Source organism: Polaribacter sp. 2405UD43-2 (assembly GCF_058147125.1).
Genome location: NZ_JBYVJX010000017.1, coordinates 19,522 through 30,303, shown reverse-complemented (window position 1 = coordinate 30,303; position 10,782 = coordinate 19,522). Strand labels below are relative to the sequence as shown.

The following is a 10,782-nucleotide window of genomic DNA, read 5'->3' as shown; positions in this document are numbered from 1 at the left end:
GTCTTTTTGAGTACGTTTTACATAGTTTGTTTTCATTACACTTAAAATTTAGTGTAACGCTATTTCAGGACGAGACAAAATGATTTTCACAAAAAGACACCTGTTAACAGGTGTCTTTTTTTATATTTTAGAACTAAGTCTTATTGAATATTTGTACCTTTGTTTCAGATAATTAAAACTTAAATTTAAAATAAAAAAATATGAAAGTTACCGTAGTTGGAGCTGGTGCAGTAGGTGCAAGTTGTGCAGAATATATTGCTATTAAAGATTTTGCAGCGGAAGTTGTTTTGTTAGATATTAAAGAAGGATATGCAGAAGGTAAAGCAATGGACTTAATGCAAACTGCTTCTTTAAATGGTTTTGACACTAAAATTACAGGAAGTACAAATGATTACAGCAAAACAGCAGGTTCTAATGTTTGTGTTATTACTTCTGGTATTCCTCGCAAACCAGGGATGACTCGTGAAGAATTAATTGGTATTAATGCCGGAATTGTAAAAACAGTTTCTTCTAATTTAATAGAACATTCTCCAAACACCATTATTATTGTAGTATCTAATCCTATGGATACTATGACTTACTTGGTGCATAAAACTACTGGAATCCCAAAAAATAAAATTATTGGAATGGGTGGCGCTTTAGATTCAGCTCGTTTTAAATACAGATTAGCAGAAGCTTTAGAAGCTCCTATTTCTGATGTTGATGGAATGGTAATTGGTGGTCATTCTGATGTGGGTATGGTTCCTTTAACACGTTTAGCAACTAGAAATTCTGTTCCTGTTTCAGAATTTATTTCTGAAGAAAGATTGCAACAAGTTCTAGAAGACACTAAAGTTGGTGGCGCAACATTAACTAAATTATTAGGAACTTCTGCTTGGTATGCGCCAGGTGCTGCAGTTTCTGGTTTAGTACAAGCCATTGCTTGCGATCAAAAGAAAATTTACCCATGTTCTACTTTATTAGAAGGTGAATACGGTTTAAATGATTTATGTATTGGAGTTCCTGTTGTTTTGGGTAAAAACGGAATTGAAAGCATAGTAGAAATTAATTTAAGTGATGCCGAAAAAGCGCATTTACAAAAATCTGCAGAAGGTGTTTCTAAAACTAACGGATTGTTAGAACTTTAAGCTTTAGATTTTTATAAAATTGAAAAAAATCCAGCTTAAGCTGGATTTTTCTTTGTTCTTATTTCTCTAACTTCTCTTTTCTAAAACTTAAGACAATCCTGAAATAACACCATCATTATCAATAGTCATATTTTCTGATGCAGGTTTTGCTGGCAAACCTGGCATTCGCATCATTTTTCCTAGAATAGGAATTACAAATTGTGCTCCTGCTGCTATTTCAATTTCTCTAACAGTAACCGTAAATCCTTCTGGCCTACCAATTAAAGTTGCATTATCTGAAAACGATTTTTGCGTTTTTGCCATACAAATAGCAAAATTATTAAAGCCTAACCTATCTATTCTTCTTAAATTTAATTGTGCAATTTTACTATACTCCACACTTGCAGCTCCATAGATTTCTTTAGCAATCGTTTCTATTTTTTCTTTTACTGGTGATTTCCAATCGTATAAAGGTTTGTATTGAGTTGCTTTGTTTTCTACAACATTTACTACCGCTTTTGCTAAATCTACAGTTCCATCACCGCCTTTTTCCCATCCTTCAGACAAAACAGCTTCTACTCCTAAACTTGCACATTTTTCAATAACAAAATCCGCTTCTTCTTTTGAATCTGATAAAAATGAATTGATAGCAACTACAGGTTCAATATTATATTTTCTAATATTTTCTATATGCTTTTCAAGATTTTTAAATCCTTCTGTAACTCTTTCTAAACTTGGTGAATTATAATCTTCTTTTGCAGCACCTCCGTGATGACGTAAAGCTCTAATGGTTGCTACTAAAACTACACATTTTGGATTCAATTTTGCAAAAGTTGATTTAATATTCAAGAATTTCTCTGCACCTAAATCTGCACCAAAACCTGCTTCTGTAACTACATAATTAGATAAAGACAACCCCATTTTAGTAGCAATAATTGTATTTGTTCCTTGAGCAATATTTGCAAATGGACCTCCATGAATTATGGCAGGATTTTCCTCTAAAGTCTGTACCAAATTTGGCTTAATAGCATCTTTTAACAAAATTGCCATTGCATTTTCAGCTTTTAAATCGCGAGCAAAAATTGGTTTTTTATCAAAAGTAAAACCTATAAAAATATTTCCTAAACGTTCTTTTAAATTTTCTAAATCTGACGCCATACAAAGTATTGCCATTACTTCTGATGCAGGAGTAATATTAAAACCATCTTGTCTTGGAATTCCGTTTGCTGTGCCACCTAAACCAATAGTAATATCGCGTAAAGCTCTATCATTCATATCAATAACACGTTTCCACAATATAGTTCTTGGATCAATATTTAAATTGTCTGTTTTGCTTTGAAGATTGTTATCAATTAATGCAGATAATAAATTATTGGCTTTTTCAACTGCGTTAAAATCACCAGTAAAATGAAGATTAATATCTTCCATAGGCACCACTTGCGAATAACCACCACCAGCAGCACCACCTTTCATACCAAAAACAGGTCCTAAAGATGGCTCTCTTAAAACCACTGTTGCTTGTTTATTTATTCTATTTAATCCTTCTGTTAAACCAATAGAAACTGTTGTTTTTCCTTCTCCTGCAGGGGTAGGCGTTAAAGCAGTAACCAAAACCAAGTTGTTTTTATCAACTTTTTTATCATCAATTAAAGACAAAGGAAGTTTAGCTTTATACTTACCATACATTTCTAAATCATCTTCATCAACATTTATTTTTTTTGCAATTTCTTCAATATGCACTAACTTTTTTGCTTGCGCAATTTCGATGTCAGTTAAATATGTCATTTTAATAATTTTTAGTATTTTTTTTATGAATTTCGCGAATAAATATACTGAAATTTAATAGTTGACAATATTTAATTTTTTATAAATAAAAAAATATTGAAACAGACTCACAAATATTGTAAAATAATTGCTTAGGCTACTTTGAAATACTATATTTGCACGTTTTAAAAACAAAGAAGTCGACATAAATTAAAGAAGATGCAAAACAAGGGACTTATTAAATTATTCGCAATCCTTTTTGGATTGGTGAGTTTATACCAATTATCATTTACATTTTTAGCAAATAAAGTTGAAGATGATGCAAAAGCTTATGCTGATGTTAAGGGAATTGATAGTGATGCTAGACAAAAAGCAAAGTTAGAAAGAACTTATTTAGATAGTGTTGCTAACAAAGACATTATAGATTTAGGTATAACAAAATACAGCTACAATGACGTAAAAGACAAAGAAATGAATCTTGGTCTTGACTTAAAAGGTGGTATTAATGCTATTTTACAAGTTTCTGTAAAAGAAGTTTTAAAAAGCTTATCTAACGATTCTAAAAACATTGCTTTTAATAAAGCATTAGAAGCCGCAGATGCAAGACAAAGAAACAGTAATGCAACTTATTTAGATTTGTTTTTTGAGGAATTTGAAAAAATTGCTGGAAATACAAAATTAAGCGATCCCTCTATTTTTGGAACAAAAGCTTTAAGTGAAAAAATTACTTTTAACGAAGCTAATGCTACTGTTAAAGAAACCTTACAAGAAGAAATTAACAGTTCTATTGGTACTGCTTTTGAAGTATTAAGAAGTAGAATTGATAAATTTGGTGTTACACAACCTAACATTCAAAGAATTGGAAACTCTGGTAGAATTCAAATAGAATTACCTGGCGCAAAAGATATTGAGCGTGTTACAAAATTAATAACAAGTAAGGCTGAATTACAATTCTGGGAAGTTTACACAAATGCAGAAGTTCAAAATTACTTTTTTACAGCAAACGCAAAAGTAGCTGAGTTATTAAAAGACACCTCTGTTATAGAAAAAGAAAAAGACTCTACTAAAAAAGATGATATTGACGATTTATTAGGAGAAGAAAAAGATTCTACAGCAGTACAAAAAAATCTTTTCACTTATTTAAGTCCTAACATAGCACAAAACCAACAGCAAATGAGTTCTTTAGTTGCAACCGCTAAAGTTTTAGATACTGCTACAATTAATGGCTTGTTAAAAAGAAAAGAAGTTAGAGCTTTATTACCTGACGAATTAAGATATGTTAAGTTTTTATGGGATTATAAAACTTTTACCCCAGAAAAACCTGCAAATGCAGGAGATGATTACGAAAGCTCAGAACTAATTAATTTATATGCTATAAAATCTAATAGAAATGATGTTGCCACTATAGAAGGTGATGTTATTTTAGATGCTGCTCAAGTGTTTGATCAATTAAACAAACCAGAAGTAAGTATGACAATGAATAGTTCTGGAACTAAACAATGGGCAAAAATGACAACTGACAATGTGGGTAAATTTGTTGCTGTTGTTTTAGATGACTATGTATATACTGCTCCTTCTGTAAACACACCTATTACTGGTGGTAGAACATCTATTTCTGGGGGAAGTATGACTATAGAGGAAGCAGAAGATATTGCAACCGTTTTAAAAGCTGGTAAATTACCTGCAGCTGCAAGAATCATTCAAATAGAAGTAGTAGGCCCTTCTTTAGGACAAGAATCAATAGATGCTTCTGTACGTTCTTTTGGGTTAGCAATTATCTTAGTGTTACTATGGATGATTTTATACTATGGTAAAGCTGGTTTATATGCAGACGTAGCTTTATTAGTAAACATCTTATTTATTTTCGGAATTTTAGCATCATTCAACGCTGTATTAACATTACCTGGTATAGCTGGTATTATTTTAACCATTGGTATGTCTGTAGATGCCAACGTAATTATCTTCGAAAGAATAAAAGAAGGATTATTTAAAAAGAAAGGATTAAAACAATCTGTAGAAGAAGGATTCTCTATAAAAGGAGCTTTATCTGCAATTATAGATGCCAATATTACCACCTTATTAACAGGTATTATATTATACGTTTTTGGTACAGGACCCATTAAAGGTTTTGCTTTAACATTAATGATTGGTATAGCAACCTCATTATTTACAGCAGTATTTATAACAAGAATTTTAATTGACAGTGCTGTAAATAAAGGAGCAAACTTAACATTTAACACCTCTATTTCTAAAGGATGGTTCCAAAACATCAATGTAGAATTCTTAAAGAAACGTAAGATTGCTTACATTATTTCTGGGGCAATTATTATTGCAGGAATTGTTTCTATTTTCTCTATAGGATTAAAACAAGGAGTTGACTTTAAAGGAGGTCGTTCTTACGTGGTTCGTTTTGATCAAGCAATGAGTGCGACAGAAGTGGCATCAACTTTAAAAGGTGCTTTTGGTACGGCTCCAGAAGTAAAAACTTATGGTAATGACCATCAATTAAAAATAACAACGGTTTATAAAATTGATGAAGAAGGGCAAGAGGTAGATGAGCAAGTTCAAAACACTTTATTTACAGGATTAAAACCATACTTAGGAAATACAACTTATGAAAACTTTAAACCTGGTTTCGAAAAACAAGGTGCTGGAGTTATGAGTTATATGAAAGTAGAACCAACCATTGCAGATGATATTAAAACATCAGCATTGTATGCTGTATTAGGTTCATTAATTGTGGTTTTCTTATACATCTTGTTGCGTTTTAGAAAAATATCATTCTCTATTGGTGCAGTTGTGGCAGTTTTCCATGATGTATTAATTGTATTGAGTGTATTCTCTATTCTATACAAATTTATGCCTTTTGATATGGAAATTGGTCAATCATTTATTGCTGCAATTCTAACGGTAGTTGGTTATTCACTGAATGATACCGTGGTAATATTTGATAGAATTAGAGAATTTGCGGGTATCCACACAAAATGGAAATATAGCGAAGTTGTAGACAAAGCATTAAGCTCTACTTTAGGAAGAACAATAAATACATCTTTAACAACATTATTGGTAATGTTAGCAATCTTCTTATTTGGTGGAGATTCAATTAAAGGATTTATGTTTGCTCTTATTGTAGGTGTAGCTGTGGGTACATATTCATCATTATTTGTGGCAACACCAATTATGTTTGATACTTCTAAAAAAGAAGAAAAAAATAATTAATAATTTCACATTATAGATTAAACCGTTTTTAATTCCTGATTATCAGATTAAAAACGGTTTTTTCATTCAATATTAGACCTTATATTTGTATAAAAAATATGGAATTAGATATCATTCAAAATAATATTTTTGAAATTCGAGGTCATCGTACAATGTTAGATTTTCATTTAGCCGATTTGTATGAAGTTGAAGTAAAAAGATTAAACGAACAAGTTAAAAGAAATATAGAACGATTTCCTGATGATTTTATGTTTCAACTAAATGTTTCTGAATGGAATAATTTGCGGTCGCAATTTGCGACTTCAAGTTGAGGTGGAAAAAGAAAACTACCTTATGCATTTACAGAACAAGGTATTGCAATGCTTTCAGGTATTTTAAGAAGTAAAAAAGCAATCAATGTTAATATAGAAATAATGAGAGCCTTTGTTCAACTTAGAAAAATGGCATTACAATACTCAGAAATTTCTGATAAAATAGAAAGTTTAGAATCTAAATACGATGAACAATTTGCTGAAGTATTTACAGCATTACGTTATTTATTAGATCCAAAAGTAGAAAAAAAAGAACCTAAAAGAATAGGCTATAAATAATGAGCATATTAAAACTACAAGATTTATACTTTAAGCCTTATATTAATAAGGAAGAAATTACTACCATAGTAAAACAATTAGCATATCAAGTAAAAGCAGATTTACCCAAAGATGAAGTTCCTATTTTTGTAGGAATTTTAAATGGATGCTTTTTATTTGCTGCAGATTTTATAAGAGAATTTAATGGAAATTGCGAAGTTTCTTTTGTTAAGTTAGCCTCTTACAGCGGAACATCATCCACAGAAAATGTAAAACAATTAGTAGGTATTAACGAAGATCTTTCTGGCAGAACTGTTATTATTTTAGAAGATATTATCGATACAGGTAATACACTACAAGAAATTTACAATATCTTTAGAGACAAGAACTTAAAACAACTAAAAGTTGCCACGTTATTTTTTAAACCAGATGTATTTAAAAAAGAGCTTCCAATAGATTATATCGGAAAAAGTATTGAAGACAAATTTATTGTTGGTTATGGATTAGATTACAATGGTTTAGGTAGAAATTACCCAGCAATATACCAATTAACAACAACACCTAAAATGAAAAACATTGTATTATTTGGCCCTCCAGGAGCAGGAAAAGGAACACAAGCAGAATTCTTAAAAGAGATGTACAATTTAGTACATATTTCTACAGGAGATGTATTTCGTTTCAATATTAAAAACCAAACTGAATTAGGTTTGTTGGCTAAAAAATTTATGGACGAAGGAGATTTAGTTCCAGACCAAGTAACCATTAATATGTTAAAAGCTGAAGTAGAAAAAAATGCTGATGCTAACGGTTTTATTTTTGATGGTTTTCCAAGAACGCAATCGCAAGCAGAAGCTTTAGATGCTTTTTTAGCCGAAAAAGGCGAACAAATTAATGGAATGGTTGCTTTAGAAGTTCCTGAAGATGTATTAGTTACTCGTTTGTTAGAAAGAGGAAAAACTAGTGGTAGAACCGATGATACTGATGAAAATAAAATTAGAAATCGTTTTAACGAATACAATACAAAAACGGCTATCTTAAAAGATTATTTTGATGCACAAGATAAATACTATGGAATTAATGGTGTAGGTTCGATTAAAGAAATTACACAAAGAATTGCTAAAGTATTTGATCAATTATAAAAACGTGTAACTGTTTAAGCGTTTAATTGTTTAAACACGAGTACATTTACACGTTTTAACAATTACACAATTACACAAATATTATGACAGAAGGTAACTTCGTAGACTACATAAAAATATATGCTTCTTCTGGTAAAGGCGGACAAGGATCTGCGCATTTACACAGAGAAAAATATATTACTAAGGGTGGTCCTGATGGTGGTGATGGCGGACGTGGAGGACACATTATTTTACGTGGTGATAAAAATATGTGGACATTGTTTCACCTAAAATTCAAACGTCATTTTAGAGCAACTCAAGGTGGAGCAGGTAGCAAAAGTAGAAGCACAGGTTCTGATGGTGAAGATGTTTATATTGATGTTCCTTTAGGTACAATTATTAGAGATGCAGATACTGATGAAATCCTTTTTGAAATTACTGAACATCAAAAAGAAATTGTTTTATTACCTGGAGGAAAAGGTGGTCTCGGAAACTGGAATTTTAAATCATCTACAAACCAAACGCCAAGATATGCGCAACCAGGAATGGATGGCGCTGAAGGTTGGTTCAGAATAGAATTAAAACTATTAGCAGATGTTGGTTTGGTAGGTTTCCCTAATGCAGGTAAATCTACTTTGTTATCGGTTTTAACTGCAGCAAAACCTAAAATTGCAGATTATGCTTTTACAACATTAAAACCTAATTTAGGAATTGTAGAACACAGAAATCATCAAACATTTGTAATTGCAGATATTCCTGGAATTATAGAAGGAGCAGCAGAAGGTAAAGGTCTGGGACATCGTTTTTTACGCCATATAGAACGTAATTCTACTTTGTTATTTTTAATTCCTGCAGATTCTGATGACATCAACAAAGAATATGAAATTTTGTTGAATGAACTGCAAAAACACAATCCAGAATTGTTAGATAAAGATAGATTGTTGGCCATTTCTAAAACGGATATGTTAGATGATGAATTAAAAGCAGAAATTAAAGCTGAATTACCAAAAGGCGTTGAAGCTTTATTTATATCATCGGTGGCACAAATTGGTTTACAAGAACTAAAAGACAAACTCTGGAAAATGTTGAACTAAGCAACACAGTTGCTTTTAAGTATTTTCTTTTAATAAGTTGTCTTTTTCGAGCGCAGTCGAGAAATCTTAAAATATAAATTCCACAATCATTCCTCATTTCTGAATTAACGAACTACTCTTTCAACTGAATCCTAATAGGTAGTCTATATTTTGTAGTAACAGGAATTCCTCTTTTTACAGCTGGATAAATTTTAGGTAATTTTTGTACACTTTTTTTTAACAAACTATCCAATTTTGGCAAAGCCATTTTTATTTTTTGGGATGATTGAATGCTTTCAACTGTAAAAATTCCTTTTGAGTTAATGCTTAAATCAACATAAACTATTTCATTAATAGCATCTTTTATCGTAAAAGAATGTTGCTGTAACTCCTCTCCTATTTTTTTGTGAATTGTATTTCTAAAACAATCCGATTTTTTTTGTTTATCAATTAAAGAATCGCAAATTTTAAAAGATGGAAAAGTATCTACAGAAGAAAAATCGACAATGGTATCTATGGCTGTTTTATTTGCTTTTTTTGAAAATGATAATTTATCACACGAAGTGATAAAAACAATCAACAATAAAAAAGAAAAAATACGCAAAAACATAAACTTCTATTACAACCATAAAAATAGCAAAATAAATACTTTATTTAGTGTTTATTCCTTCTAGCTTTTCTTTCTCTTTTTTTTCTAGCTCTTTTTTGTGCTTTCGTTTCTTCTACAATAATAGTAAAAGGAATAGAATATTTAACTCCAACTTTCTCTCCTTCAACTTCTCCTGGAGTCATTTTTGGTATTAGCTTCATTACTCTAATAACTTCCTCTTTAAGTTTTATATGTGGAGCTCTAACAAGTACATTTTCTAAATCACCTTGGTTGGTGATTTTAAAACCAATAAAAACTCTATACTTTCCTCCTGCCAAACCTAATTGATTTGCTAAATCTGGATTGAAATTTTGAGCAAATAATTTTTGAATGCTCAAACTAAAACATTTTTTCAATTCTTGTATATCTCCTGTACAACCTGGATAAACAGGAACTTTATCAATAATTAAAAAAGAAACTTCTTTCTTATTTGTTTTTTCTTGTGAAGATATATTTAAAGAAAATAGCAGAATTAAAAGACTTAATAATTTTATATTTTTCATATTTATTTTTTTAATAAAACCACGCAAAAACATACTTTTATTTATTGCATAAATTTACTAAAATTTACTGGTTAATATATTATATTTTTATGTAACAAATATTAAACTAACTCGTCTTATAGCTAACTAATTATGGATATATTTTTATTACTCCTTGGCTTTGTCTTTGTTTGCTTAGGAATTATTGGTTCATTTTTACCTATTTTACCTGGTCCGTTAACAAGTTGGGTGGGTTTATTACTTTTACACTTTACGGATGTTATTCCTATGGATTGGATGTTTCTAGGAATAACTTTAGGGTTGGCAATTCTTATCTGGATTCTCGATTATTTTATTCCTGCTTTAGGAACCAAACGCTTTGGCGGAACAAAGTATGGAGTTTACGGAACCACAATTGGTTTAATTATTGGTCTTTTCTTTATTCCTGTTCCATTAGGAATGCTAATTGGCGCTTTTTTTGGCGCTTTAATTGGCGAATTAATGCACGATAGTAAAGATACAAACCGTGCATTAAAAGCTTCTTTTGGTGCATTTTTAGGTTTTTTAGCTTCAGCCACTATTAAGTTTTCTATAGCTGCTGTGTATTTTGTTTTATTCTTAATTCAGTTTTGGAAAGTAAAAGGAGAATTCTTTTAATCTATTTCAACAAGTTAGCAAATAAGTTTAGCCCTGATTGAAACGGCATCCTTTTTTCTTGTTTATAAATTAGCGTCATTACAAATGAGGAACGAATGAAGTAATCTGCTGAAGAAATGAGATTGCCACATAAAGCAGAAAAAAC

General features: G+C 30.7%; 10 protein-coding genes. 7 read left to right on the top strand and 3 right to left on the bottom strand.

Going from position 1 to position 10,782, the window contains the following annotated elements:
- The first annotated feature begins 200 nt into the window (after window positions 1-200).
- Window positions 201-1,127: a malate dehydrogenase gene (mdh, locus tag ACY2RX_RS14480; protein ID WP_490104699.1), complete on the top strand. Its 927-nt coding sequence runs from the start codon at window positions 201-203 to the stop codon at window positions 1,125-1,127.
- Window positions 1,128-1,214: 87 nt separating this feature from the next.
- Here the strand turns inward: mdh and ACY2RX_RS14475 are convergent, their stop codons facing one another.
- Window positions 1,215-2,891, bottom strand: a complete 1,677-nt coding sequence (locus ACY2RX_RS14475; RefSeq protein ID WP_490104698.1) for a formate--tetrahydrofolate ligase — start codon at window positions 2,889-2,891, stop codon at window positions 1,215-1,217.
- Window positions 2,892-3,089: 198 nt separating this feature from the next.
- Between ACY2RX_RS14475 and secDF the strand changes: the two genes are divergently transcribed.
- The 5 genes from secDF to obgE all read left to right on the top strand — a co-directional run bounded on the left by secDF (window position 3,090) and on the right by obgE (window position 8,870).
- Window positions 3,090-6,089 (top strand): protein translocase subunit SecDF, encoded by a 3,000-nt coding sequence (secDF, locus tag ACY2RX_RS14470; protein WP_490104697.1) that lies wholly within the window; start codon window positions 3,090-3,092, stop codon window positions 6,087-6,089.
- Window positions 6,090-6,187: 98 nt separating this feature from the next.
- A complete protein-coding gene (locus tag ACY2RX_RS14465) occupies window positions 6,188-6,400 on the top strand; it encodes an ORF6N domain-containing protein (RefSeq protein WP_490104696.1) in 213 nt (70 codons plus the stop codon).
- Window positions 6,401-6,448: 48 nt separating this feature from the next.
- Window positions 6,449-6,679, top strand: coding sequence for a hypothetical protein (locus ACY2RX_RS14460; RefSeq protein ID WP_490104695.1), 231 nt, complete (start codon window positions 6,449-6,451; stop codon window positions 6,677-6,679).
- Entirely contained in the window at window positions 6,679-7,797 is a 1,119-nt protein-coding gene (locus ACY2RX_RS14455) for an adenylate kinase (RefSeq protein ID WP_490104694.1), read from the top strand. Before ACY2RX_RS14460 ends, ACY2RX_RS14455 begins: the two co-directional genes overlap by 1 nt.
- 83 nt (window positions 7,798-7,880) lie before the next feature.
- On the top strand, window positions 7,881-8,870 hold the full coding sequence (obgE, locus tag ACY2RX_RS14450; protein WP_490104693.1) for a GTPase ObgE: 990 nt from the start codon (window positions 7,881-7,883) through the stop codon (window positions 8,868-8,870).
- A gap of 112 nt (window positions 8,871-8,982) precedes the next feature.
- On the opposite strand, the gene ACY2RX_RS14445 is transcribed toward obgE, so the two are convergent.
- Together ACY2RX_RS14445 and ACY2RX_RS14440 are read right to left on the bottom strand one after the other, a co-directional pair.
- Window positions 8,983-9,459 (bottom strand): hypothetical protein, encoded by a 477-nt coding sequence (locus ACY2RX_RS14445; RefSeq protein WP_490104692.1) that lies wholly within the window; start codon window positions 9,457-9,459, stop codon window positions 8,983-8,985.
- 44 nt (window positions 9,460-9,503) lie between these two features.
- A complete protein-coding gene (locus tag ACY2RX_RS14440; protein ID WP_490104691.1) occupies window positions 9,504-10,001 on the bottom strand; it encodes an energy transducer TonB in 498 nt (165 codons plus the stop codon).
- Between the two features lie 132 nt (window positions 10,002-10,133).
- Between ACY2RX_RS14440 and ACY2RX_RS14435 the strand changes: the two genes are divergently transcribed.
- On the top strand, window positions 10,134-10,637 hold the full coding sequence (locus ACY2RX_RS14435) for a DUF456 domain-containing protein (protein ID WP_490104690.1): 504 nt from the start codon (window positions 10,134-10,136) through the stop codon (window positions 10,635-10,637).
- Window positions 10,638-10,782 lie beyond the last annotated feature (145 nt).

Bases quoted from the DNA above. Each gene is read 5' to 3' on its own strand.
- mdh (WP_490104699.1), top strand. From the start codon at position 201: ATGAAAGTTACCGTAGTTGGAGCTGGTGCAGTAGGTGCAAGTTGTGCA.
- ACY2RX_RS14475 (WP_490104698.1), bottom strand. From the start codon at position 2,891: ATGACATATTTAACTGACATCGAAATTGCGCAAGCAAAAAAGTTAGTG.
- secDF (WP_490104697.1), top strand. From the start codon at position 3,090: ATGCAAAACAAGGGACTTATTAAATTATTCGCAATCCTTTTTGGATTG.
- ACY2RX_RS14465 (WP_490104696.1), top strand. From the start codon at position 6,188: ATGGAATTAGATATCATTCAAAATAATATTTTTGAAATTCGAGGTCAT.
- ACY2RX_RS14460 (WP_490104695.1), top strand. From the start codon at position 6,449: ATGCTTTCAGGTATTTTAAGAAGTAAAAAAGCAATCAATGTTAATATA.
- ACY2RX_RS14455 (WP_490104694.1), top strand. From the start codon at position 6,679: ATGAGCATATTAAAACTACAAGATTTATACTTTAAGCCTTATATTAAT.
- obgE (WP_490104693.1), top strand. From the start codon at position 7,881: ATGACAGAAGGTAACTTCGTAGACTACATAAAAATATATGCTTCTTCT.
- ACY2RX_RS14445 (WP_490104692.1), bottom strand. From the start codon at position 9,459: ATGTTTTTGCGTATTTTTTCTTTTTTATTGTTGATTGTTTTTATCACT.
- ACY2RX_RS14440 (WP_490104691.1), bottom strand. From the start codon at position 10,001: ATGAAAAATATAAAATTATTAAGTCTTTTAATTCTGCTATTTTCTTTA.
- ACY2RX_RS14435 (WP_490104690.1), top strand. From the start codon at position 10,134: ATGGATATATTTTTATTACTCCTTGGCTTTGTCTTTGTTTGCTTAGGA.